This is a genomic window from Streptomyces sp. NPDC047000 (assembly GCF_040644295.1).
Classification (GTDB): Bacteria; Actinomycetota; Actinomycetes; order Streptomycetales; family Streptomycetaceae; genus Streptomyces.
The window spans coordinates 370058-395208 of the sequence record NZ_JBEYWE010000003.1 but is presented as its reverse complement, the minus strand read 5'-3'; the positions used below and the strand labels follow the sequence as shown (position 1 = coordinate 395208).

Sequence of the window (25151 nt, the reverse complement as noted above, 5' to 3'; positions counted from 1 at the left end):
GCCGAGCGATCACGGAACCCGATTGGGTCATGCTTTCGAAGTATGAGAGTCCGACTCCCTCATCGCGTGAATGATCGTGAACGAATTCACGAAATCCTTGGTACGGCACCGCCCTGCCCGGCACCTCTGACGCGATCAACTCTAGGCGCGGCCACTGATACCCGCACATGCCGAAGGGCCCTACGGGGAGGGCCCTTCGGGACAGGAGTGAAGCGAGAGGTGAAACGGGTGGTCCGACGGGTGATCTGACGGATGATGACGGGTGACCTGACGGGGTGTGAAGCCCGGCGTGCGGCGGGTGACGCCGCGGTGGGGCCCTCAGGCGACCGTGACCGCCGGTGTGGTGGTCGGCCAGGTCATACGGATCAGCCCGCCGTGCTCGCCGGCGGTGACCTCGACGTCGTCGACGAGTCCGCTGATGACCGCGAGGCCCATCTCGTCCTCCTCGGCCTCGACATCCGGGTCCCCGCCCGGGGAACCGGGCACGCGGTCCCCGGGGGCCACCCGCGGCGCCTCGTCGCCGACCTCGATGGAGAACTGCTTCTCCTCCTCCGTCAGCAGCACCTTCACCGGTGCCGTGATGCCACCGTTCTGGTGCAGTCCGACCGCGCGGGTACAGGCCTCACCCACGGCGAGCCTGACCTCGTCGAGTACGGCCTCGTCCACCCCGGCCCTGCGCGCCACCGCTGCCGCCACCAGTCGGGCGGTCCGGACGTGCTCGGGCAGCGCGCTGAAGCGGAGTTCAACGGTGGCCATGCATCCCCCTCGGAAGTACGGGCGTGCGATCGGGAGGGCCGGGGCGCCGAAGAGCCCGGCCTCCCCGGTGGACTGCTTCCGTACCGGGCGCGCGGCCCGGTTCCGGTGGCGGACCGGCGCGGTGGGCCGCTCCGCGGCCCCGGCCGGTCGGCCGCGGGGGTCAGTCGGTGGCGGCCACCGCTTCGTCGACCGAGGTGTGGATCGGGAACACCTTGGTGAGTCCGGTGATACGGAAGATCTTCAGAATGCGCTCCTGGTTGCAGACCAGTCGCAGGGAGCCCTCGTGGGCGCGCACCCGCTTCAGGCCGCCGACCAGCACGCCGAGCCCGGTGGAGTCGAGGAAGTCCACGCCCTCCATGTCGACGACGAGGTGAAAACTCCCGTCGTTCACCAGCTCGACCAGCTGCTCACGCAGCTTGGGCGCGGTATATACGTCGATTTCTCCACCGACCTCGACGACCGTACGATCGCCGACGGTACGGGTCGACAGGGACAGGTCCACGGAACCTCCAGCACCTTGCTATCGAGCGGTCGCCCTCTGGGGCACCTCGGCTTGAAGCCCCCGGGACGGTTCGCCAGCCGCGATGGCATTCAATCACTTACCGGCAGGCGTGTACGACGCCTTGGCCTCATTGTCCGTCACGCCGGTGCCACACTCGATGCCGATGGCCAAGAATCACCGATCCGATGGAACCCCGGCCGGGCCCGTGACGCGCCCGGTTCCGGACGCGGTCCTGGCCCGGCTCGCCTCCGGACCGAACCGGGCGTCGCGTATCACTCATACGGAGCACTTGCCCCCGCGCGCGGGCCGTCATGCCGTCTGGCCCGACCGGATCCGCGCCGAGGTCGTCGCCGCCGTCCAGGCGTGCGGCATCGACCACCCCTGGGCCCACCAGGCCCTCGCCGCGGAGCACGCCCTGGACGGTGACAGCGTGGTCGTCGCCACCGGCACGGCCTCCGGGAAGTCCCTGGCCTATCTGGTGCCCGTCCTCTCCGCGCTGCTGGACGGCTCCGAGGCCCCCAACGGCCGCGGGGCCACCGCCCTCTATCTCGCCCCCACCAAGGCCCTCGCGGCGGACCAGCACCGCTCGGTGAAGGACATCACCCGCCCGCTGGGCAACGCCGTGCGCCCTGCCGTGTACGACGGCGACACGCCCGTCGAGCAGCGCGAATGGATCCGCCAGTACGCCACCTACGTCCTCACCAACCCGGACATGCTGCACCGCGGCATCCTGCCGTCGCACGCCCGCTGGTCCTCCTTCCTGAAATCGCTCAAGTACGTCGTCATCGACGAGTGCCACACCTACCGCGGCGTGTTCGGTTCCCATGTCGCCCAGGTACTGCGGCGCCTGCGCCGCCTGTGCGCCCGCTACGGCTCCTCCCCCGTGTTCCTGCTGGCGTCGGCGACCGCCGCCGAGCCCGCCGTCGCCGCCCGCCGGCTGACCGGGCTGCCGGTGGTGGAGGTCGCCGACGACGCCTCCCCACGCGGGGAGGTGGTGTTCGCCCTCTGGGAACCCCCGCTCACCGAACTGCACGGCGAGAAGGGGGCACCCGTCCGGCGCACGGCCACCGCCGAGACGGCCGGCCTGCTCACCGACCTCGCCGTCCAGGGCGTGCGCACGGTCGCCTTCGTACGCTCCCGGCGTGGCGCCGAGCTGATCTCGGTGATCGCCCAGGAACGCCTCGCCGAGATCGACCGCTCCCTGGCCCGGCGTGTCGCGGCCTACCGCGGCGGCTATCTCCCCGAGGAACGCCGCGCTCTCGAACAGGCCCTGCACTCCGGCGAACTCCTCGGCCTCGCCGCCACGACCGCCCTGGAACTCGGCATCGACGTCTCCGGCCTGGACGCGGTGCTCATCGCCGGCTATCCGGGCACCCGCGCGTCCCTGTGGCAGCAGGCAGGCCGGGCGGGCCGGGGCGGCCAGGGCGCACTGGCCGTCCTCGTCGCCCGCGACGACCCGCTGGACACCTTCCTCGTCCACCATCCGGAGGCCCTGTTCGACCAGCCGGTGGAATCGACCGTCCTCGACCCCGACAACCCGTACGTCCTCGCCCCGCACCTCTGCGCGGCAGCCGCGGAACTGCCCCTGACCGAGGAGGACCTCGGCCTGTTCGGCCCGGCCTGCCCCGGCCTGCTGCCCCAGCTGGAGGCGGCCGGGCTGCTGCGCCGCCGCACCAGGGCCTGGCACTGGACCCGCCGCGAGCGGGCCGCCGACCTCGCCGACATCCGCGGTGGAGGCGGGCAGCCGGTGCAGATCGTCGAATCCGGCACCGGACGGCTGCTCGGCACGGTCGACGCGGCCGCCGCCCACGCCTCCGTCCACGAGGGCGCCGTCCACCTCCACCAGGGCCGCACCTATCTCGTCCGGTCCCTCGATCTGGCGGACTCCGTCGCCCTGGTCGAGCGGGCCGATCCGCCGTACACGACCGTCGCACGCGACACGACGTCGATCTCCGTCCTGGAGACGGACGTCGAGGTCCCCTGGGGCACGGGACGGCTGTGCTACGGCTCGGTGGAAGTCACCAACCAGGTCGTCTCCTTTCTGCGCAGACGTGTCATCACGGGTGAGGTCCTCGGCGAGACGAAACTCGACCTCCCGCCGCGCACGCTCCGCACGCGCGCGGTGTGGTGGACGGTCACCGAGGACCAGCTGGACGAGGCCCGTGTCGGCCCGGAGATCCTCGGCGGCGCGCTGCACGCCGCCGAGCACGCGTCCATCGGCCTGCTGCCGCTCTTCGCGACGTGCGACCGCTGGGACATCGGCGGCGTGTCGGTGCCGCTCCATCCCGACACACTGCTCCCCACCGTCTTCGTCTACGACGGCCACCCCGGCGGCGCCGGCTTCGCGGAGCGCGCCTTCCACACCGCCCGTGAGTGGCTCACCGCCACCCGCCAGGCCATCGCCTCCTGCGAGTGCGACGCCGGCTGTCCGTCCTGCATCCAGTCCCCCAAGTGCGGCAACGGCAACGATCCGCTGCACAAGCGGGGCGCCGTCCGGCTGCTGACGGTGCTGCTGCGCGGGGCGCCGGAGAAGCCGGAGGACCCGGAGGACCCGGAGGACCCGGAGAAGGCGGAACAGGAGCAGAAGCGGGAGGAGAGGGCGCAGAAGGCCGGGGAGAGTCAGCGGGCCGGCTGAACGGCCGGCGCCCACGGTCCGGGACCGGGCGGACCGGGTGTCCTGGACGTTGCGGGCACCGGCACCGCACGCGGCCGTACGGCGCCCGTGGCCCTCGTCGCACCCGATGCGGCGGCTCCCGAGGCATCCGCCGCACCAGGCGCGGCGGCGGGCCGCCGGGCGTGGGGCTAACCGGAACCCGGCCCGGGGCCGGATACGGGCGCCGGGACCGGCCCCTCCCCCGATGCCGGCCCCGCAGGGCCCGCCCGTGCCCTGACCTCCGCCGCGAGCGGCCCCGCTCCGGACGCCGCCGTCACATCGGAGACCTCACCGCTGATCACGCACCGCACCAGCCTCGCGCCCTGGGCCCGCGCCACCCGGTCGGCCCGGGCGCAGGCCGACACGGTGCCCTCGGCCCAGTGGTCCGCCGCGGCGAGCGCCGCGAGATCGGCGCCGCCGGCCGCCCGGTGCCGGACGACCACCGCCTGGCCGAGGAGGAGCACAAGACCGAACACCGCGCACAGCCCGGCGATCACACCGACGCCCAGGACGGTCGCCGACCCCCGGTCCGGGCACCCCCGCCGCACGACCCACACCGCCGTCCCACCCGGCCACCGGTGCGCGGTACGGGTCCGCCGTACCGCCACGGCCCGCCTCACGGTCCCGCTCCCGCGGTCCCCTCGCCGAGGGTCTCCTCCGCCGACGCCACCGCCTCCTCCCGCAGTTCGAAGGACAGGCTGCCGAGCGGCACCGGCGGCCTGGCCACCACCGCCACACGCACCTGGTCGCCCTCCCGGCTCACGGTGACGGCCGCACCGCGCGGGGCCACCTGCCGGGTCGCCGCGACGACGGCCGCGTCCGGATCCTGCCGGGCCGCGGCACGGGCACCCGTCCGCGCCGCGTCCAGGCACTGGATCCGCACCGCCATGGCGTACAGACCCCACAGCAGCGCCAGCGCGACCAGCGCCAGGACCGGCAGCACCATGGCCGACTCGGCGGTCACGAACCCGCCGTCCGGCGCAGCCGCGCCGGCGGCCCGGCCCCCGGCGCGCGTCTCACGTGCCCGCATGGAGCGCTCGTTCCACGATGCCCTGCAGTTCCTCGCTGACCGCCCCGCTCGTCACGATCTTGTAGAGCACCGCGGCGAACGCCACCGCGGCGATGATTCCCACCGCGTACTCGGACGTGACCATGCCCGTGTCACGGCACATCGGCACGCAGAGCCGCGCCCACACCTTCCTGCACATCGACCTGCTCATCTCAGCCCCCTTGAGGTTCACTCGTATTGATGACCCGTCATCTCGGACGGACCGTTCACCCGGATCGACCAGCCCGTACCGTCGCCCGCACCACTCGTCGTACGGGTCTCTGGATCCGGGTCTTCAGGTCTTTGGATCTTCGGGTCTTCGCATCTTCGGGTCTTTGGATCTTTTGGCTTGATTTCACCCACCTCCTCCGAGCACCCCGCCCGCGAGCCCGATCACGACCGGCACGACTCCGACCGCGATGAAAGCGGGAAGGAAGCACAGCCCTACCGGCGCGGTGATCAGCACGGCCGCACGCCGGGCCCGTGCCGTCGCCGCGCGGGCCCGTTCGGTGCGGGCGTCCGCCGCCAGCCGGGCGACCGGAACGGCGGCGGGCAGGCCGGACTCGTCGGCCCGTTCCAGCAGCCTCGCCAGAGCCGCGGCGGACCCGGGCAGCGCGGCCAGCCGCCGCCAGGCGTCGGCGGGTTCCCCGCCGAGCCGTACCTCGGCCGCCCCGCACGCGAGTCCGTCCCCCACGGGTCCGCCCAGGGCCTCGCCGACCGCCCGGGCCGCGGTCACCGGCCCCGCTCCGGCGGCGATGCAAGCGGCCAGCAGGTCGGCGGCGAGCGGGAGCTGCCGCACCGCCTCGGTGACGTCGTACGTCTCCCCGGACCCGGACGCCCGTTTCTTCCGGCCCCACCACCACACCCCGGCCGCCGCGGCCAGCCCCACCACCGTTCCGGTGACACCACCGGCCAGCATCCAGCCGGCGCCCGCCGCACCCGCCAGGGGCAGCCATCGCCGTACGGCCGCGTCGGCCCGGAGACGCGGCCTCTCCGGCGCCTTCCCGGGTGTGCCCGGCAGCAGACGGTCCAGCCGTCGCCGGGCCCTGCGCCCGTGCCGCACGGCGCGCGCCCACCGCGCGAGCGCGCCGAGCAGCACCAGCACCCCCGCTGCCGCCCCCGCGGTGAAAGCCAGAAGCGTCAGCAGGCTCTGGACGAGTCGGGGGTTCACGCCGTCTCCACCCCCCGCACGATGTGCAGCGCCCACCACAGTCCCCCGGCCTCCAGCAGCCCCCCGAGGAGCAGGCAGGCCAGACCGGGGCCGGTGTGCAGCAGAACGTGCAAGGGGTCCGTGCCCAGAGCCGTGCCGAGCAGGAGCCCCAGCACGGGCAGCCCGGCGAGCATCACCACCGTGGTCCGCGCGCCGGCCAGCTGGGCGCGCAGGTCGGCCCGCTGGTCCCGCTCCGCGCGCAGGGCTCCTTCGAGCCGGTCGAGTCCCGCCGCGAGCCCGGCACCCCGGTCCACCGCGACACGCCAGCACGCGGCGAGTCCCAGCAGCCCCTCGGCTCCCGGCGCCGAGGCCGCGACGGCAAGCGCTCCCGGTACGTCCCCGCCGAACCGCGCCGCCGCGATCACCGCGGCCTCGGTGTCCCCGAGGCCGCCCGAATCACGCGCGGCCCGCAGGAGCGCGTCGCCCGGCTGCCGTCCGGAACGCACCTCACCGGCGAGCGCTCCGCACAACGCGAGCACCTTGTCCCCACGGCGCTCCTGTGCCCGCCGTGCCTCGGCGGCCCGTCGCGCCCGCCGGGCGAGCGGCAGGCCGGCGGCCGCCAGGACGAGCGGGACCACCGAGGTGCCCAGCACCGCCAGCAGCAGCCCTGCCGCCGGGACCCACCACTCCGCGCGCAATCGCCCGCGGAGCCGCCTCAGTCCGTCCACGGCCCGTTCCCGGGACGGCGGCCCGATGCCGGTCGCTCCGCCGTCCGCGAGCAGCAGGCGCGCCCGCCGCACGCCGGAGCAGGGCCCGCCCCGCAGCAGGAGCAGCGCACCCGCACACACCAGGACCACCGCCGCCGGCGCCGTCCGGCTCACACCCAGCACATCCAGGTCACTCATCGCATCCCTCACCGTTCTCACCGGTTCCCAGGCCTCCGGGCCGCAGATCCTCATGGCTCCCCAGCAGCCCCCGCAGCCGCTCCCAGCCCCGCTCGCGGGCGAACGCCTCCGCACCCCAGCGCAGCGCCGGAACCGTCCGCACCAGGCCCGAGGCGTCCCGCTCCAGCACATGGATCTCGGCGATGCGCCGACACCCGGCCCGGTCCCGCACCAGGTGCAGCACCACCGACAGCGCGGCCGCCAGCTGGCTGTGCAGCGCGGCCCGGTCGAGCCCGGCCGCCGTACCCAGCGCCTCCAGACGAGCGGGGACGTCCGCGGCGGCGTTGGCGTGAACAGTTCCGCAGCCCCCTTCGTGTCCCGTGTTGAGGGCGGCCAGCAGATGGACGACCTCGGCGCCCCGCACCTCGCCCACGACCAGCCGGTCCGGCCGCATCCGCAGTGCCTGGCGCACCAGGTCCTCGAGCGTGACGAGACCGGCGCCCTCCTGGTTGGCGGGTCTGGTCTCCAGGCGTACGACATGAGGATGGTCGGGGCGCAGTTCGGCGGAGTCCTCGGCGAGAACGATCCGCTCACCCGGTCCGACCAGTCCGAGCAGCGCGCTCAGCAGGGTGGTCTTGCCGGTACCCGTACCGCCGCTGATCAGGAAGGACAGCCGGGCCCGCAGCAGGGCGCGCAGGACCCGGTCCCCGCCGGGCGGCACCGTGCCCGCGGCCACGAGTTCGCCGAGGGTGAAGGCCCGGGGCCGTACGACGCGCATCGACAGGCAGGTGCAGCCGACGGCGACCGGAGGCAGCACCGCGTGCAGCCGGGTCCCGTCGGGCAGCCGGGCGTCCACCCAGGGGCGGGCGTCGTCGAGGCGGCGGCCGGTGACGGCGGCGAGGCGCTGCGCGAGGCGCCGTACGGCTGCCGCGTCCGGGAAGGAGACCCCGGTCAGCTCCAGTCCGCCGCCCCGGTCGACCCATACGCGGTCGGGGGCCGACACCAGGACGTCGGTGACCGCCGGGTCGGCGAGCAGGGGTTCCAGAGGTCCGCTGCCGATCAGTTCGGAGCGCAGCCGCCGGGCCGCGCCGAGGATCTCGGCGTCCCCGAACACCCGGCCCTGTTCACGCAGCGCCTGTGCCACGCGCGCGGGCGTCGGTTCGGCACCGCTCTCGGCGAGCCACCGGCGCACCCCGTCGAGCAGGGCCCTGCCGCCGGGTGGTTCGGCTGTGGCCGCGGCGCCCACCGCGATCTCCGTGGCCCGTGGATACCGCGCCGCCGGGTCCACCGGCCGCACCTGCCCGTACGGCGTCTCCTCGTACGGCGTCTCCTCGCGCGGTGCCCTCCTGCCGGGTGTCTCGGCACTCGGCTTGGTCGGGTTCATACGCCGCCCGCTTCCACGAGGGTCCGCTCCCAGAACTCCTTGCAGAAGCGCGCCGTCGGACCCCGGCCCGCCGCACCGGGCGGTGCCTTGGCCTGGTGCGGGCGGGTCAGAGCGGCTTCGGCGGGCAGTTCCCCGGCCAGGGGCAGTCCGAGCAGCCGGGCCACCTCGCGTCCCCCGAGTCCGGGGGCGAACGGCCCGCGCACGGCCACTCGCAGATCACGGATGATCATGCCGATGCCGGATGCGACCCGCCCGGCCGCGGCGACGGCGCGCAGTTCGGCGGGGACCACGAGGACCGCCAGGTCGAGCTGGGCGAGGACCTCGCCGACTCCCTCGTCCAGTCGGCGGGGCAGATCCACGACCACGGTGCCGCCGCGGCGCCGGGCCGCCGCGAGGACTGCGCGTACGGCCTGGGGAGGGACGGCGACACAGTCGCCGCGGTCCCAGCTGAGGACACGCAGCGAATGCAGCCGTGGCAGTGACTCTTCCAGTGCGCCGCCGCCCAGCCGTCCGCGCGAGGCGGCGAAGGCCGGCCAGCGCAGTCCTTCGGCGGTCTCCCCGCCGAGCAGGACGTCGAGTCCGCCGCCCAGCGGATCGGCGTCCACGAGGAGGCTGCGCAGCCCCTCGCGGGCGGCGGTGACGGCGAGCGCGCACGCCAGGGTGGACGCTCCGGCGCCGCCGCGGCCACCGATGACTCCCACGGTGAGCGCGGGCCGTCCCACGCCCTCGGCGACGTCGGCGATGCGGTCGATCAGCCACTGCTCGCCGTCGGGCAGCAGCAGGACGTGGTCGGCGCCGATCTCGATGGCGCGCTGCCATACCCCCGGGTCGTCCTGGTCACGGCCGACCAGGACCACTCCGCGCCTGCGCGCGGCCGAGCGCACCCGGCGGGCCGCGTCGTCGCCGACCAGGACGAGCGGTGGGTCCTCCCAGCCGCCCCGGCGCTCGGGCACCCCGTGATGGACCTCGGGTGTCGCTCCGGCAGCAGCGCAGAGGCGCAGCAGGTCGTCGAGGAGAACAGGATCCTCGGTGACGATCAGCGGTCCGCCGGGTTTTCCGCCGGCGGGCGGTGGTTGCTCTGTGACGGTTGCGGTCACGGTCGTGTCCCCCTTCACCGTGTCTCCCGCGGCCGCGGCGGCCGCGTGATGTCCAAAGGTGTGAAGAACCGGCGACGGCCTCGTCGTGCGGGGCCTGTCCGGGCCGGTCATCGGCGTCCGTCATGGGCGGCCGGCCATGAACTCGCCGCGCCCCGGACGCATCGGGAATCACGGTGCACCGATCTCGGAAATCGTGTGGATCTTGGTCGAAATCTGTGGACAACTCAGAGCTTTGTGAATATCTCCGTCACCCATAGAGGTGAGTCCGGGACCGCGCTCCGAATAAGTCCCGCAGCGCGCCCTGAAAGTTACACTCCGTAACAAATCATGAACATGACATACGACGGCTCGGAGTCATACCGGGTCGGCCCGGCGGCCGCACAGAAGAGGGAAAACCCACCCGGACATGCGACGACCCCCGCCGGGGGGGAGAGCGGGGGTCGTCCCCACGGCCGACTCGGGGGGGAGGAGTCGGGCCGGGTTAGCACGGTCGCGAACGATCCGTGACTTCCATGGTGTACCCGAGACCCATCTCAGGCAAACCCACGCGCCACACCTTACGCCGAATGGCGGGCGCCTATGCTCGGGGGGTGGAAAACCACCCGATGCCTCGCACAGCCGCCTTCTTTGACCTGGACAAGACGGTCATTGCGAAGTCGAGCACACTCACGTTCAGCAAGTCGTTCTACCAAGGCGGCCTGATCAACCGCAGGGCAGTCCTGCGTACCGCATATGCACAGTTCGTCTTCCTCGCCGGCGGCGCCGACCACGACCAGATGGAGCGCATGCGGGAGTACCTGTCCGCACTGTGCCGCGGCTGGAACGTCCAGCAGGTCAAGGAGATCGTCGCCGAAACGCTCCACGACCTCGTGGACCCGATCATCTACGACGAGGCGGCCTCACTGATCGAGGAGCACCACGCCGCCGGACGGGACGTCGTCATCGTGTCCACGTCGGGCGCCGAAGTGGTCGAGCCCATCGGTGAACTCCTCGGCGCCGACCGGGTGGTGGCGACCCGCATGGTGGTGGGCGACGACGGCTGCTTCACCGGCGAGGTGGAGTACTACGCCTACGGCCCCACCAAGGCGGAGGCCGTCCGGGAACTGGCCGGGTCCGAGGGGTACGACCTCTCCCGCTGTTACGCCTACAGCGACTCGGCGACGGACCTGCCGATGCTCCAGGCCGTGGGTCACCCGCACGCGGTGAACCCGGACCGAGCACTGCGCCGCGAGGCCGTGGCACGCGACTGGCCCGTCCTCGACTTCCACCGCCCGGTACGGCTCAAGCAGCGACTGCCCGCCTTCTCCGTACCTCCGCGGCCCGCGCTCGTCGCGGCAGCGGCGATAGGCGCGGCGGCAGCCACCGCGGGACTCGTCTGGTATGCCAACCGGCGCCGCACCACGCTCGCCTGACCTGGCGTTTCCCGGTGTTGCCCGGAGACATCACACTGACGCCCGTTTAGCGCCTCTTTGGGATTAAAAGTAAAGAACTGCGGACGGCTCTTCCACTTGCTACGGAGGTGCAGTACAAAGGACTTACACGGCCCGCGAGACCGAAGGACATCCGAGAGGATCACCTTTACCACGCATATGGCCCCACGGACCGAGCATGAACACCGGGCACCCACGCGACGTCGACCCGTCGATTACGGGCCAGCCGCACCAGGCGACGGGCGAAGTTCCCGACCTGATGGGCATCATATCGAGGACGCTTGGTAACCCGGTGGACATGCCAGCGGCGGTACGAGTTCTCGTACCGCCGCATCTTTTCGCGCACCACACATTCCTGGCCCGGTTTCCCGGGCGCACCCGGGACCTGTTTCCCGTCCCGCGCGCCCGGACATCACCTCTTGCACCCGCACACGCATGCCACCGCTTTCACCCCGTGCACGCGCGTCACGCGGCTCCCCGCTGAAGCGCCTCACACACCGCGGTCGACTCACGCGCCCCGAGTCCGATCGCCCGGCCGCAGTGGGTGATCCAGGCCGCCATCCCCTCCGGCGTGCCGGAGACATAACCGTCGAGCGCCGCCAGGTAGGCCGCCCGGCCCAGTTCGGCGTGCCCGGCCTCGGCCGGGCACACGGACTTCGGGTCGAGGCCGCTGCCCACGAGGACGATCCGCTCGGCCGCGCGCGCGACCAGGCCGTTTCCGGAGGTGAACGGGCGCAGCGCGAGGAGTTCGCCGTGCACGACAGCGGCCGACACCAGGGCCGGGGCGGAACTGTCCGCGAGAACCAGCCGGGAGAGTCCTCCGAGACGGGCGGCCACCTCACCGGCACCGGGCAGCGGAAGTTCGACCAGCGGCTCGTCGACCGGTTCGCCGTCCTGCCGGGGCCGTCCGACGTCGTCCCCCTGGCTCACGGCCGCCACCAGATGCAGCCGGGCCAGCACCCGCAGGGGAGACTGCCGCCAGACGGACAACAGTTGACCGGCCTCGGCGGTCAACCGCAGAGCCGCGCCCACGGTCCTGGCCTCGGGATCGCCGCTGAAGTCGGTGCGCCGGCGCACCTCTTCGAGAGCCCAGCCGGCACCGGACAAGGCCGCCGAGCCGCGGGCGCCGCGCAGCGCCGCCTCGGCGGTGATCTCATTGCTGCGCCGCCTCATGACACGGTGCCCGTAGACCCGGTCCACGGCCTTGCGCACGGACTCCACGGCCTCGGCCACGCCGGGCAGCGTGCCCAGGGTCGCAAGGGGGTCCTCTCCGTCCGAGCTCGCTCGAGAGCTTGGGGAAGGACCGGCGGTCGCACCTTTCGTACTCATGAGTACGACCTTACGCACCCCGCCGACCGCACCCACGAAGGAGTGGTCTTCTTCACGCCCGGCAGCCCGATTCTCCCCGAATCGCCACACAGAGCGATGAAGCCACTACCCTTTGTGAACATGAAAATTGCTTTCGTGGGGAAGGGCGGCAGCGGCAAGACCACGCTCTCGTCCCTGTTCGTCCGCCATCTCGCGGCCGCCGGCGCCCCGGTCCTCGCGGTCGACGCCGACATCAACCAGCATCTGGGGTCCGCCCTGGGCCTCGGTGACGAGGAGGCCGCCGCCCTGCCCGCCATGGGCGATGAACTGCCCCTCATCAAGGACCACCTCCGCGGCTCCAACCCGCGCATCACCTCCGCCGAGACCATGATCAAGACCACCCCGCCCGGCGAAGGCTCCCGCCTGCTGCGGCTGTGGGAGGACAACCCCGTCTACGACGCCTGCGCGCGGCCGGTGGAACTCGACGGCGGCACCGTCCGTTTGATGGTCACGGGCCCCTTCACGGACGCCGACCTGGGGGTCGCCTGCTACCACTCCAAGACGGGAGCGGTGGAGCTGTTCCTGAACCATCTGGTCGACGGCCGCGGGGAATACGTGGTGGTCGACATGACGGCGGGCTCGGACTCCTTCGCCTCCGGGATGTTCACCCGCTTCGACATCACGTTCCTCGTCGCCGAGCCGACCCGGAAGGGGGTCTCCGTCTACCGCCAGTACAAGGAATACGCACGGGACTACGGGGTCGCCCTGAAGGTCGTCGGGAACAAGGTGCAGGGCCCGGACGACCTCGACTTCCTGCGTTCCGAAGCAGGTGACGACCTGCTCGTGACGGTCGGTCACTCCGACTGGGTCCGTGCCATGGAGAAGGGCCGACCACCCCGGTTCGAGCAGCTCGGGGAGGCCGACCGGCGCGCCCTGCGCACCCTGCAGAACGCCGCGGACGCGGCGTACGAACTGCGTGACTGGGAGCGGTACACGCAGCAGATGGCGCACTTCCATCTGAAGAACGCCCGGTCCTGGGGCAACGAGCGCACCGGGGTCGATCTGGCCGCGCAGATCGACCCCGGGTTCGTGCTCGGCGAGGGCGTCGCAGCCCGCGTGTGACGGCCCCGGCCGGCTGCGCGGCCTACCCCGCCTGGCGGGCCACCGGCGGGCGGCCTACCGCCTACCGGCCGGGGCGCCGGGCACACCCTTGGGCGGCGGGGCGGGGCGCGCCGACAGGAAGGACTCCCAGCCCTCCTGCGGCGCCTCGCCCACCCCGAGGGTGCGCAGCTTCGCCAGGGTCCGCGGGTCCTGTGCATCAAGCCAGTCGGCGAGCTGGTGGAACGACACGCAGCGCACATCGGGCTTGTTGCAGACGTCCTGGACGACCTCCTCGACGGCCCGCATATAGGTGCCGCCGTTCCAGGACTCGAAGTGGTTGCCGATGATCAGGGGAGCGCGGTTGCCGTCGTAGGCGCGGTGAAAACCGGTGAGAAGGCCGTCGCGCATCTGGTCACCCCAGTAGGCGTACTTGGCGGGGTCGCCCTGGGTGCGGGTGCCGGACTGGTTCACCATGAAGTTGTAGTCCATGGTGAGTTGCTCGTAGGAGTGCCCCGGGAAGGGCACGAGCTGCATCGACAAGTCCCACAGGCCCTCCTTCTTCGCCGGCCAGACCTGGTTGTTCACACCGCTCGTGTCGTAGCGGAAGCCGAGTTCGCCGGCCGCTCTCATGAAGTTCTGCTGGCCCTCGAGACAGGGGGTACGGGCCCCGATGAGTTCCTTGTCGTAGTCGAAGGGCAGCGGTGCCGCCTTCGCCATTCCCGAGTTGCTTTTCCAGCTCTTCACGAACTGCTTGGCCTGGGCGATCTCGCTCTTCCACTCGTCCACCGACCACTGGCCGACGCCACCGTCGTTGCCGCAGAAGTGACCGTTGAAGTGCGTACCGATCTCGTTGCCCTCGAGCCACGCGAGGCGCAGTTGTGTGACGGTGTCGGCGATGCCCCGCTCGTCGTTGAAACCGATGTCGGAACGGCCCGGCGAGTGCTGAGGCGGCTTGTAGAGGTCACGTTTCTCCTCCGGCAGCAGATACACACCGCTGAGGAAGTACGTCATCGTCGCGTGGTTGGCCTTGGCGACCTCACGGAAGTGCGAGAACAGTTTCTGGCTGTCCTCACCCGCGCCGTCCCAGGAGAACACCACGAACTGCGGCGGCTTCTGGCCCGGCTTCAGCCGCTCCGGCCTGGGCAGGTGGGGCTGCGCTCCGGTGTAGGCGGTGGATCCGTCGCCGATCAGCCGGAAGGCACTCCCCGGCGGCAGGGCCGATTTCGCCCGCTGGGGGCCGGGGGCACCGGTCCCGGGGCCCGGGGAACGGCTTGCATCGGTCGCACAACCGGCCAGTGACGCGGCACATACCGCGGCGATCACGACGCCCACGGCGATCCTCTGGGTGGTGGTCATGTTCCGCCCACTTTCTTCCTTCTCTCAGGCCGACGTTGAGGGATCCGTCGTCCGGCGTCGGGCCGGATAGCGCCGGCAGCGCCGCCAAGGTCGCACGGGACCGAGAAGGAATTAATACGACAAGCCGATCAAATGACTACGTCACTCGTCAGAGTGATTTATTGACCCGTTTGCCTTTAAAAGACAGACGCTCCCTTTACTCTGCATTACGATCCATTTACCGAGCGTTGATCCATCCCGCCGCTGCACGCCGTGACCCACGGCCGCGACCGACCCCCGCCTTGGACGGGGGCCCATCCCATCCGCGACCGCGCCGCCCCGGAGGAGACGGGAACATGTCCGCCTGCGTCCCCGACAGCACCACCGACGCGCCTCAGCCGAAGCGCCTCCACCAGCCCCACAGCCCGCCACCTGCCCCGCCCCGCCGCTTCCGCGTCGCGGGCGCCGACTTCTCCGCCTCGATCGCGGTCTTCCTGATCGCCCTTCCCCTGTCCCTCGGCATCGCCCTCGCGACCGGAGCCCCGCTCCAGGCCGGTCTGGTCGCCGCCGCCGTCGGCGGACTGGTCGCCGGACGGCTCGGCGGCTGCCCCCTCCAGGTCAGCGGCCCGGCCGCCGGCCTCACCGTCGTCACCGCCGACCTGATCCAGCGGTACGGCTGGCGCACCACCTGCGCCATCACCGTCCTCGCCGGCCTCGCCCAGCTCGGTCTCGGCTGTCTGCGGGTGGCCCGCACCGCTCTCGCCGTCAGCCCCGCCATCGTCCACGGCATGCTCGCCGGCATCGGCATCACCATCGCTGTGGCCCAGTTGCACATCGTCCTGGGCGGCACCCCGCAGAGCTCCGTCCTCGACAATCTCCGTGTCCTGCCCGCGCTGCTGGCCCGGGTACGCCCAGAGGCGGTGGTGGTGAGCGCGCTGACACTCACCCTCCTGTTCCTCTGGCCCCGGCTGCCCGGCCGGGCGGGGCGCCTGCTCCGCAAGGTCCCGGCGCCGCTCGTCGCCGTCGCCGGGGCGACCGCGGCCGCCGCGCTCACCGGCATCCGCCTCCCCCTGGTCGACCTGCCGTCCTGGCGCAGCCACGCCCTGGCCGGGCTGCCGGAGGGGCCGGTGTCCGGCCTCGCCATGGCGGTGCTCGCCATCACCCTGGTGTGCAGCGTGCAGTCGCTGCTGGGCGCGGTCGCCGTGGACAAACTGACGGCTGCCCGCCCCGGCCCGGTGGTGCGCATCCCCCGCTCCGACCTGGACCGCGAACTGCTCGGGCAGGGCGCCGCGAACATCGTCTCCGGGGCACTCGGCGGCCTGCCGATCGCGGGTGTGGCCGTGCGGAGTTCGGCGAATGTGCAAGCCGGTGCCGTGAGCCGGAACTCCACGATGCTGCACGGCGTTCTGGTAGTAGTCGCCGCGCTGCTGATGGTCCCGATCCTGGAGTTCATCCCGCTCGCCTCGCTCGCCGCCCTGGTGATGGCCGTCGGCATCCAGATGGTGTCCCTGCACCACATCCGCACGGTGACACGCCACCGAGAAGTACTGGTCTACGTCGTCACGACCCTCGGCGTGGTGTGCCTGGGGGTCCTGCAAGGTGTCGGCCTCGGCATCGCCGTAGCCGTAGCCGTCGCCCTGCACCGGCTGACCCGAACCCGTATCACGCATGAGGAGAAGGAAGGAGCCCATCACGTACATGTCAGAGGACAGCTGACGTTCCTCGCGGTGCCGCGGCTCAGCCGGGTCCTGCATCTCGTGCCCCAGGGTGCCCGCGCCGTCGTGCAGTTGGACGGATCGTTCATGGATCACGCGGCGTACGAGGCCCTGCAGGACTGGCAGCGCACCCACATCGCGCACCAGGGCACCGTCGAACTGACCGGCCGCCGTCTCGGAGTCGGAACCGCCGATCCCAGACCCTCCGCCGACCGTCGGCCCACGACCGGCCACCCAGGGGCGTCCGAGGGCACGGGGGCCACCGGGTCCGCCGGTTCTGCCGGGTCCGCCGGTTCTGCCAGTTCTGTAGGGCCTGTGGAACCCCTCGGGGCCGTCGGCTGCCGCTGCCGGCCGTGGACGCCCTGGCGCAACCACCAGTGCGAGCGTGCACCGCTGCCGTCGTCCCTGCCATACCCGGCACCCGGAAACCGTCCGGGTGGACCCGCCGCGTTCGAGGCGGAGAAGACGGACCGGACAGCCGAACCGGCCGCTCCGGCCCACCGGTCGGCGGAAGGCGGACGCGCGGGAGCAGGGCCGGAGGAGGCAGTGCTCGCGGAAGCCGGCCTCGCTGGAACCAGCCCCGCGGGGGACGAGCAAGCGGGACCGGGGATGGCGACGCCTGGGATGGCGGGGCCGGAGCAGGGTGGAACCGCGCTCGCCCTGTCCGGCCTCGTCGGGTCGGGCTCGGGCGGGCATCAGTTGATGCGGGGCATCAGCGCGTTCCAGCGCAACACCGCGCCGCTCGTCCGGAGCGAACTGGCGCGGCTGGCGCAGGAGGGACAGGAACCGTCCCAGCTTTTCCTCACCTGCGCCGATTCACGGCTGGTCACCTCGATGATCACTTCCAGTGGTCCGGGCGATCTGTTCGTGGTGCGCAATGTCGGCAATCTGGTGCCCCTGCCCGGCGAGGAGAGCGGCGACGACTCGGTGGCGGCGGCGATCGAGTACGCGGTGGACGTGCTGAAGGTGCGCTCCATCACGGTGTGCGGGCACTCCGGGTGCGGAGCCATGCAGGCGCTGCTCGACACCGGCCCGGTGGACGCGTCGACTCCGCTGAGGCGGTGGCTGCGGCACGGCCTGCCGAGCCTGGAACGGCTGGCCGACGACAGCCGCCCTGCCGCCCGGCTGGCCGTCCGGCCGTCCGCCGACGCGGTCGAGCAGCTGTGCCTGACCAATGTGCTCCAGCAGCTCGACCATCTGCGCGCACACGGTTCGGTGGCGCGGGCCCTGGGCGAGGGCGTACTGGAGCTGCACGGCATGTATTTCCACGTGGGCGAGGCACAGGCGTATCTGCTCACCGAACCGGTCGGGTCGTCCGAGGTGTTCGCGCATGTGGCGGACTCGGAGGGAGCCCACAGCGTGGTGTGAGCGAGGCCGGGCGGGCCGGTGGTCCGGGCGGACGGCAGCAGGTGCCGCACCCCGGAACCACCGGCCCGCGTGGCCGGCCCTTGCCCGCCACCGGCCACCAGGCACCGGCCACCAGGCACGGCAACCCACCGCCATCGCCTACCGGTCCACGAGCCGACGTGCTCACGGGCCGACGTGCTCACGGGCCGGCGCCTGCCCGTCGTCTGCCTCCGCCGCCGGCCTGCGCACTCTGCGGAGACACCGCAGCGGCCCGGCACGTCCCGGCAGTGTGTGTGCAGCGACACCTCGGCGGTGTGAGAGGCGTTACACACCCTGAACTCCGGCGGAACGGCAGCCGTGGGTACGGAGGGACGGACAGCGCCGGTCCTGCCGAACCAGAGCCGGACCAGAGCCGGACCGGGGCCGGACCAGGGTCCGACCGGGGCGGCCACCGGAAACGGTACGGCCGCCCGGCAACGGCACACAGAGGTCTAAACCATTTTGTCTGCCGACCCTTGTCACCGGACCCCCTGGTCTGGTGAGCTGTGAGCTGGGACACAAGGGACACCCTGCGAGAGGGAGATGTCGTGAGCAACGAGAGCCTGGCCAACCTGCTCAGGGAAGAGCGCAGGTTCGCGCCGCCCGCCGAGCTGGCCGCGAACGCCAACGTGACGGCGGAGGCGTATGAACAGGCCAAGGCTGACAGGCTGGGCTTCTGGGCGGCGCAGGCCCGTCGGCTGAGCTGGGCCAAGGAGCCGACGGAGACGCTGGACTGGTCGAACCCGCCGTTCGCGAAGTGGTTCAAGGACGGCGAGCTCAACGTCGCGTACAACTGCGTCGACCGTCACGTGGAGGCCGGCCACGGTGACCGGGTCGCCATCCACTTCGAGGGCGAGCCGGGCGACAGCCGCGCCCTCACCTACGCGGAGCTGAAGGACGAGGTCTCCAGGGCCGCGAACGCCCTGCTGGAACTGGGTGTGCGGGCGGGTGACCGGGTCGCCGTCTACATGCCGATGATCCCGGAGACGGCGATCGCGATGCTGGCGTGCGCCCGGATCGGCGCGGCGCACTCCGTGGTGTTCGGCGGGTTCTCGGCGGACGCGCTGGCGACCCGTATCCAGGACGCCGACGCCAAGATCGTCATCACCTCCGACGGCGGCTACCGGCGCGGGAAGCCGGCCGCGCTCAAGCCGGCCGTGGACGACGCGGTCGGGAAGGCGGACCAGGTCCGGCACGTCCTCGTCGTGCGCCGCACCGGCCAGGACGTCGCCTGGAACGACGAGCGCGACATCTGGTGGCACGAGATCGTGGACCGGCAGTCCGCCGAGCACACGCCCGAGGCGTTCGGGGCGGAGCAGCCGCTCTTCGTCCTCTACACGTCGGGCACGACGGGGAAGCCGAAGGGCATCCTGCACACCTCCGGGGGCTACCTCACCCAGACGGCGTACACGCACCACGCGGTGTTCGACCTCAAGCCGGAGACCGACGTGTACTGGTGCACGGCGGACGTCGGCTGGGTCACCGGACACTCGTACATCGTGTACGGTCCGCTGGCCAACGGCGCGACGCAGGTCATGTACGAGGGCACCCCGGACACGCCGCACCAGGGCCGCTTCTGGGAGATCGTGCAGAAGTACGGCGTGACGATCCTCTACACGGCGCCGACCGCGATCCGTACGTTCATGAAGTGGGGCGACGACATCCCCGCGAAGTTCGACCTGAGCAGCCTGCGCGTCCTGGGGTCGGTGGGCGAGCCCATCAATCCCGAGGCGTGGATCTGGTACCGCAAGCACATCGGCGCCGACCGGACGCCGATCGTGGACACCTGGTGGCAGACCGAGACCGGCGCGATGATGATCTCCCCGCTGCCCGGTGTCACCGACGCCAAGCCGGGCTCCGCCCAGCGGCCGTTGCCGGGCATCTCCGCGACCGTCGTCGACGACGACGCGAACGAGGTGCCGAACGGCGGCGGTGGCTATCTGGTGCTGACCGAGCCGTGGCCGTCGATGCTGCGCACCATCTGGGGCGACGACCAGCGGTTCCTCGACACGTACTGGTCCCGCTTCGCGGGCAAGTACTTCGCGGGTGACGGCGCGAAGAAGGACGACGACGGCGACATCTGGCTGCTGGGCCGGGTCGACGACGTGATGCTGGTGTCCGGGCACAACATCTCCACCACCGAGGTGGAGTCGGCGCTCGTCTCCCACCCGGCGGTGGCCGAGGCGGCGGTCGTGGGCGCGACGGACGAGACGACCGGGCAGGCGATCGTGGCGTTCGTCATCCTGCGCGGTACGGCGTCGGAGGACGCGGGGCTGGTCGACGAGCTGCGCAACCACGTGGGCACCACCCTCGGCCCGATCGCCAAGCCCAAGCGGATCCTGCCGGTGGCCGAGCTGCCGAAGACCCGCTCCGGCAAGATCATGCGGCGTCTGCTGCGCGACGTGGCGGAGAACCGCCAGCTGGGTGACGTCACCACGCTGACCGACTCCACCGTCATGGACTTCATCCAGGCGAAGCTCCCCGCGACACCGAGCGAGGACTGAGAAGCAGAGAGGCGGAGAAGCAGAGAGGCCGAGGGACCTGAGGGACCGAGAAGCGGACACCCGGCCGGTGGCGTCCCGCAGCCGCCGCCGGCCGGGTGCCCCGCCCGTCCGAACTGCTCGCCACATCCCGCAACATTAGGTAAACTAAACAAAGCGGCGTGTGACCTGTGCGCTCGCCGCGCCCAGGTGTGCCGGGAAGTCTGGTCGGCAAGAGCTCCGTACTGCCCACCGACCGGAGGTCCCGCCGTGGCCGCGCCCCGCACCCGAAGCCCCCGCAGGCTCCTCGGCCGTCTGTCCCTCCCCGAGCGGACCTATGTGGCGGACGCGCTGCGCACCGAGACGGTCGGCGGTGTGCTGCTGCTCGCCGCGGCGGTCACCGCGCTGGTCTGGGCGAACGTTCCGGCGTGGCAGCACGGGTACGAGGTGGTGTCCGACTTCCACCTGGGCCCCGCCGTGCTGGGACTGCATCTGTCCGTGGCGCACTGGGCGGCCGACGGGCTGCTCGCCGTCTTCTTCTTCGTGGCCGGCATCGAACTGAAGCGGGAACTGGTCGCCGGTGATCTGCGCGACCCGCGGGCCGCCGCGCTGCCGGTCGTCGCGGCGCTGTGCGGGATGGCCGTGCCCGCCCTCGTCTACACCCTGATCAATGCCACCGGCGGCGGCTCCCTCACGGGGTGGGCGGTACCCACCGCCACCGACATCGCGTTCGCGCTGGCGGTCCTCGCGGTCATCGGCACCGCGCTGCCGAGCGCCCTGCGCGCCTTCCTGCTCACGCTCGCCGTGGTCGACGACCTGTTCGCGATCCTGATCATCGCGGTGTTCTTCACCGACCGGATCGACCTCGCCGCGCTGGGCGGCGCCGTGGCGGGTCTGATCGTGTTCTGGGTGCTGCTCAGGCTGGGAGTGCGCGGCTGGTACGTGTACGTACCGCTCGCGCTGGTGATCTGGACCCTGATGTACCACAGCGGCGTGCACGCGACCATCGCCGGTGTGGCGATGGGCCTGATGCTGCGCTGCACCACCCGTGAGGGCGAGGAGCACTCGCCCGGCGAGCGCATCGAGCATCTGGTGCGCCCGCTGTCGGCGGGCCTCGCGGTACCGCTGTTCGCACTGTTCAGCGCGGGGGTCTCGGTCTCCGGAGGCGCGCTGGGGGACGTGTTCACCCGGCCCGAGACGCTCGGGGTGGTGCTCGGCCTGGTCATCGGCAAGACGGTCGGGATCTTCGGCGGGACCTGGCTGACCGCCCGCTTCACCCGGGCCTCGCTCAGCGAGGATCTGGCCTGGCCGGACGTGTTCGCGATGGCCTCCCTGGCGGGCATCGGCTTCACCGTCTCGCTGCTCATCGGGGAGCTCGCCTTCGAGGGTGACGTCACCCTGACGGACGAGGTCAAGGCCGCCGTCCTCACGGGCTCGGTCATCGCCGCGGTCATCGCCACCGTGCTGCTGAAGCTGCGCAACGCCCGGTACCGCAGGCTGTACGAGGCGGAGGAACGCGACGAGGACCAGGACGGCATCCCGGACATCTACGAGGAGGACGAACCGGAGTACCACCTGCGCATGGCCGCCCTGTACGAGCGCAAGGCGGCCGAGCACCGCAGGACCGCCTCGCTGAAGGCCGCGGAGCGACTCGGAACCGCCGAAGTGCCGGGCGGGGCAGGCGAGGAGAACGGCCGTCCGGCATGATCTGACGGGACGGTACAAAACAGCGGGACCGTGCGCAGTGAGGCAGAACGGAACCGTACACAGCAGAGGGAGACCGCGATGAGCGCACCCGACGGCAGCCCGGTCGGCGCCGAACGCAGCATCGGCCAGCTGTTCGCCTCGGCGACGACCGAGATGTCGGCACTGGTGCACGACGAGATCGCACTGGCCAAGGCCCAGCTCAAACAGGACGTCAAGCGCGGCGCGACCAGCGGCGGCGCCTTCACGGCGGCCGGAGCGGTGCTGCTCTTCTCCCTGCCGATGCTCAACTTCGCCCTGGCGTACGGCATCCGCACCTGGAGTCACTGGAACCTCGCGATCTGCTTCCTGCTGTCCTTCACGGCCAACGTCCTCGTCGCCGTCGTTCTCGCGCTGATCGGTACGGCCTTCGCGAAGAAGGCCAAGAGGAGCCAGGGCCCGCAGAAGGTCGCCGCGTCGATGAAGGAGACGGCCGCCGTGCTGCAGAAGGCCAAGCCGCGGCCGCGCCCGGAAACGCCCGCTCTGGACGACCACACGCCCCCGGCCCTCGAGGCTGTGGCACGCTCGTCCTCATGACGGACCCCGCCACACCTTCGGCGCACCACGGCTCGGTCGTTCGCATGGACGGCCCCTGGACCCACCGGGACGTCGCCGCGAACGGCGCACGCTTCCACATCACGGAACTCGGCGACGGCCCGCTGGTGATGCTCCTGCACGGCTTCCCGCAGTTCTGGTGGACCTGGCGGCACCAGCTGGTGGCGCTCGCCGACGCGGGCTTCCGCGCGGTCGCCATGGACCTGCGCGGTGTCGGCGGCAGCGACCGCACCCCGCGCGGCTACGACCCGGCCAACCTCGCCCTCGACATCACCGGCGTCGTCCGTTCCCTGGGCGAGCCCGACGCCGCGCTGGTCGGCCACGACCTGGGCGGCTATCTGGCCTGGACGGCGGCCGCGATGCGCCCCAAGCTCGTACGGCGCCTCGCGGTCACGTCGATGCCGCACCCGCGGCGCTGGCGGTCGGCGATGATCGCCGACGTCCGGCAGTCGGCCGCGAGCTCCTACATCTGGGGTTTCCAGCGTCCCTGGATCCCGGAGCGCCAGCTGACCGCCGACGACGGCGCCCTGGTGGGCCGGCTGATCCGGGACTGGTCCGGACCGAACCTCCCGGACGACGACACCGTGGACACGTACCGCCGTGCCATGTGCATCCCCTCCACCGCGCACTGCGCGATCGAGCCCTACCGGTGGATGGTGCGCTCCCTGGCCCGTCCCGACGGCATTCAGTTCAACCGCCGGATGAAGCGACCGGTGCGGGTGCCGACGCTGCATCTGCACGGCTCGCTCGATCCGGTGCTGCGCACCCGCAGCGCGGCCGGGTCCGGGGAGTACGTCGAGGCGCCGTACCGCTGGCGGCTGTTCGACGGGCTCGGGCACTTCCCGCACGAGGAGGACCCGGTGACGTTCTCCGCCGAACTGATCAACTGGCTGAAGGACCCCGAACCCGACCGGTGACGGTGCTGCTGCGCCCGGTATCCGGAACCGCAAGGCTGTCCACCGGACTGCCAAATGCCCGGCGCATACGCCAAATGAGCGGCCCCGGGGCGGTTATCGACCTTGGGGCAGGGGCAGACGTCGGGGTATGGGCTGGACGCACGACTACAGTGACGCAGCACGCACCCGCCGCTCGGCAGGCGGCCCGGGTTCCCACAGCCGGGGCGCCCCGCAACTGGCGGCCGAGGACCCGAGGGTGGGAATCCCGCGGATCCTGCGCCGCCGGGCCCGCTGGGTCACGGTAAGGCTGCGTCACCCGCGCGGCTGAACACCCCGCCGCGCCGCCCGACGCCCGCCTGCTCGAACGGGTGACATCGCCCTTACAGCGGTTGACGCCGCACGCCGCGTGGCGGGCAACCGCCACCCGGCGCACCCGTCGGCGGTACTCCTCACCGGGCGGCCACCCGTACCGATGCCGACCGGGCCACGCGGCTGGGCGGCTGGGCGGCTGCCGATCGGATCAGAGCGCGCAGCTGTCGCTGTCCACCTGCTCGTTCGCGGTGCGCCCCTTGGTGATGTCGTCCCTGATCTCGTCGGCGGTGAGGGCGTAGCCGGTGTCGGGGTCGTCGAGCGACTTGGCGAAGACCACGCCGTACACCTGTCCCTCGGGCGTGAGGAGCGGGCCGCCCGAGTTGCCCTGACGGACGGTCGCGTAGAGCGAGTACACGTCACGGCGGACGGTGCCGCGGTGGTAGATGTCGGGGCCGTTGGCCGCTATGCGCCCGCGCAGCCGCGCCGACCGGACGTCGTACGACCCGTTCTCCGGGAAGCCCGCGACGATCGCGCTGTCGCCGCGGGCCGCGTCCCCTCCGGCGAACCGCAGGGCGCGGGCCCGGAGATCGGGGACGTCGAGGACGGCGATGTCGCGCTTCCAGTCGTAGAGGACGACCTTCGCGTCGTACTTGCGGCCCTCGCCGCCTATCTGGACGGTGGGTTCGTCGACCCCGCCGACGACGTGCGCGTTGGTCATGACGCGGCGTTCGCCGAACACGAAGCCGCTGCCCTCCAGAACCTTGCCGCAACTGGTGGCGGTGCCCATCACCTTGACGATGGACTGCCGGGCCGTCGCGGCCACCGTACTGCCCGCGAGCGCCGGGTCGGGCGGCTGCACATCGGTGATCGGTTCACTGGCGAACGGGCTGAAGACCTGCGGGAAACCGTTCTGGGCAAGGACCCTGGAGAAATCCGCGAACCAGGTGTCGGCCTGCTGGGGCAGCGCCCAGGACACCCCGTGCAGCACCTTGGAGCTGCGCACCTCCCTGCCGAGGGTCGGCAGCGTCGTACCGGCGAGGGCGGAGCCGATCAGCCAGGCGACCAGCAGCATCGCCACGACGTTGACCAGGGCGCCGCCCGTGGCGTCCAGGGCGCGGGCCGGGGACCAGGTGATGTAGCGGCGCAGCTTGTTGCCGAGGTGGGTCGTGAGGGCCTGGCCGACCGACGCGCACACGATGACGACGACCACGGCGACGACGGCCGCGGTGGTGTTGACCTCCGCGTTGTCGGTCAGCGCGGCCCAGACGACGGGCAGGGTGTAGACGGCGACGAGGCCGCCGCCCAGGAAGCCGGTCACCGACAGGATGCCGACGACGAACCCCTGGCGGTAGCCCACGATCGCGAACCACACGGCGGCGACCAGCAGCAGGATGTCCAGCACGTTCACGGACGCCA

General features: G+C 71.9%; 21 protein-coding genes. 9 read left to right on the top strand and 12 right to left on the bottom strand.

Annotated features, from left to right (window positions below):
* Positions 1-318 precede the first annotated feature (318 nt).
* Positions 319-756: an ATP-binding protein gene (locus tag ABZ862_RS08225; RefSeq protein WP_360954179.1), complete on the bottom strand. Its 438-nt coding sequence runs from the start codon at positions 754-756 to the stop codon at positions 319-321.
* 160 nt (positions 757-916) lie between these two features.
* Positions 917-1258 carry an anti-sigma factor antagonist BldG gene (bldG, locus tag ABZ862_RS08220; protein ID WP_005475923.1) on the bottom strand — a complete coding sequence of 114 codons (342 nt, stop codon included), beginning with the start codon at positions 1256-1258 and terminating at the stop codon, positions 917-919.
* An 82-nt stretch (positions 1259-1340) separates the two neighbouring features.
* Here bldG and ABZ862_RS08215 point away from each other — a divergent pair, with 82 nt between their 5' ends.
* Positions 1341-3893 (top strand): DEAD/DEAH box helicase, encoded by a 2553-nt coding sequence (locus ABZ862_RS08215; protein ID WP_360954176.1) that lies wholly within the window; start codon positions 1341-1343, stop codon positions 3891-3893.
* Positions 3894-4060: 167 nt separating this feature from the next.
* Here the strand turns inward: ABZ862_RS08215 and ABZ862_RS08210 are convergent, their stop codons facing one another.
* The 7 genes from ABZ862_RS08210 to ssd all read right to left on the bottom strand — a co-directional run bounded on the left by ABZ862_RS08210 (position 4061) and on the right by ssd (position 9474).
* Positions 4061-4468: an Rv3654c family TadE-like protein gene (locus ABZ862_RS08210; protein ID WP_360954533.1), complete on the bottom strand. Its 408-nt coding sequence runs from the start codon at positions 4466-4468 to the stop codon at positions 4061-4063.
* Positions 4469-4527: 59 nt separating this feature from the next.
* Positions 4528-4941: a TadE family type IV pilus minor pilin gene (locus tag ABZ862_RS08205; RefSeq protein ID WP_360954173.1), complete on the bottom strand. Its 414-nt coding sequence runs from the start codon at positions 4939-4941 to the stop codon at positions 4528-4530.
* Complete coding sequence (locus tag ABZ862_RS08200) at positions 4928-5131, bottom strand: DUF4244 domain-containing protein (protein WP_360954170.1); 204 nt, start codon at positions 5129-5131, stop codon at positions 4928-4930. Before ABZ862_RS08200 ends, ABZ862_RS08205 begins: the two co-directional genes overlap by 14 nt.
* 183 nt (positions 5132-5314) lie before the next feature.
* Positions 5315-6130, bottom strand: a complete 816-nt coding sequence (locus tag ABZ862_RS08195) for a type II secretion system F family protein (RefSeq protein ID WP_360954167.1) — start codon at positions 6128-6130, stop codon at positions 5315-5317.
* A complete protein-coding gene (locus ABZ862_RS08190) occupies positions 6127-7014 on the bottom strand; it encodes a type II secretion system F family protein (protein WP_360954164.1) in 888 nt (295 codons plus the stop codon). The genes ABZ862_RS08195 and ABZ862_RS08190 overlap by 4 nt, the downstream gene beginning before the upstream one ends.
* The gene (locus ABZ862_RS08185; RefSeq protein WP_360954530.1) at positions 7007-8197 is read right to left on the bottom strand and encodes a TadA family conjugal transfer-associated ATPase; all 1191 of its coding nucleotides are present in this window, start codon (positions 8195-8197) and stop codon (positions 7007-7009) included. Before ABZ862_RS08185 ends, ABZ862_RS08190 begins: the two co-directional genes overlap by 8 nt.
* 176 nt (positions 8198-8373) lie before the next feature.
* Complete coding sequence (ssd, locus tag ABZ862_RS08180) at positions 8374-9474, bottom strand: septum site-determining protein Ssd (protein WP_360954161.1); 1101 nt, start codon at positions 9472-9474, stop codon at positions 8374-8376.
* A gap of 605 nt (positions 9475-10079) precedes the next feature.
* Here ssd and ABZ862_RS08175 point away from each other — a divergent pair.
* On the top strand, positions 10080-10886 hold the full coding sequence (locus ABZ862_RS08175) for an HAD-IB family hydrolase (RefSeq protein WP_360954158.1): 807 nt from the start codon (positions 10080-10082) through the stop codon (positions 10884-10886).
* A gap of 483 nt (positions 10887-11369) precedes the next feature.
* Here the strand turns inward: ABZ862_RS08175 and ABZ862_RS08170 are convergent, their stop codons facing one another.
* Positions 11370-12233, bottom strand: coding sequence for an oxidoreductase (locus ABZ862_RS08170; protein ID WP_360954155.1), 864 nt, complete (start codon positions 12231-12233; stop codon positions 11370-11372).
* Positions 12234-12353: 120 nt separating this feature from the next.
* Here ABZ862_RS08170 and ABZ862_RS08165 point away from each other — a divergent pair, with 120 nt between their 5' ends.
* Entirely contained in the window at positions 12354-13334 is a 981-nt protein-coding gene (locus tag ABZ862_RS08165; protein ID WP_360954152.1) for an ATP-binding protein, read from the top strand.
* Positions 13335-13388: 54 nt separating this feature from the next.
* Here the strand turns inward: ABZ862_RS08165 and ABZ862_RS08160 are convergent, their stop codons facing one another.
* Positions 13389-14669 carry a hypothetical protein gene (locus ABZ862_RS08160; protein ID WP_360954149.1) on the bottom strand — a complete coding sequence of 427 codons (1281 nt, stop codon included), beginning with the start codon at positions 14667-14669 and terminating at the stop codon, positions 13389-13391.
* Positions 14670-15004: 335 nt separating this feature from the next.
* Here ABZ862_RS08160 and ABZ862_RS08155 point away from each other — a divergent pair, with 335 nt between their 5' ends.
* The 6 genes from ABZ862_RS08155 to ABZ862_RS08130 all read left to right on the top strand — a co-directional run bounded on the left by ABZ862_RS08155 (position 15005) and on the right by ABZ862_RS08130 (position 23751).
* Positions 15005-17731, top strand: a complete 2727-nt coding sequence (locus tag ABZ862_RS08155) for a SulP family inorganic anion transporter (protein ID WP_360954146.1) — start codon at positions 15005-15007, stop codon at positions 17729-17731.
* Between the two features lie 566 nt (positions 17732-18297).
* The gene (gene acs / locus ABZ862_RS08150; RefSeq protein WP_360954143.1) at positions 18298-20253 is read left to right on the top strand and encodes an acetate--CoA ligase; all 1956 of its coding nucleotides are present in this window, start codon (positions 18298-18300) and stop codon (positions 20251-20253) included.
* A 246-nt stretch (positions 20254-20499) separates the two neighbouring features.
* Positions 20500-21936 (top strand): Na+/H+ antiporter NhaA, encoded by a 1437-nt coding sequence (gene nhaA, locus ABZ862_RS08145; protein WP_360954140.1) that lies wholly within the window; start codon positions 20500-20502, stop codon positions 21934-21936.
* A gap of 78 nt (positions 21937-22014) precedes the next feature.
* Positions 22015-22509 carry a phage holin family protein gene (locus ABZ862_RS08140; RefSeq protein WP_360954137.1) on the top strand — a complete coding sequence of 165 codons (495 nt, stop codon included), beginning with the start codon at positions 22015-22017 and terminating at the stop codon, positions 22507-22509.
* On the top strand, positions 22506-23444 hold the full coding sequence (locus ABZ862_RS08135) for an alpha/beta hydrolase (protein ID WP_360954134.1): 939 nt from the start codon (positions 22506-22508) through the stop codon (positions 23442-23444). The genes ABZ862_RS08140 and ABZ862_RS08135 overlap by 4 nt, the downstream gene beginning before the upstream one ends.
* 127 nt (positions 23445-23571) lie before the next feature.
* Positions 23572-23751 carry a hypothetical protein gene (locus ABZ862_RS08130; protein WP_360954131.1) on the top strand — a complete coding sequence of 60 codons (180 nt, stop codon included), beginning with the start codon at positions 23572-23574 and terminating at the stop codon, positions 23749-23751.
* Positions 23752-23943: 192 nt separating this feature from the next.
* Here the strand turns inward: ABZ862_RS08130 and ABZ862_RS08125 are convergent, their stop codons facing one another.
* On the bottom strand, positions 23944-25143 hold the full coding sequence (locus tag ABZ862_RS08125; RefSeq protein WP_360954128.1) for a MarP family serine protease: 1200 nt from the start codon (positions 25141-25143) through the stop codon (positions 23944-23946).
* Between the last annotated feature and the right edge of the window lie 8 nt (positions 25144-25151).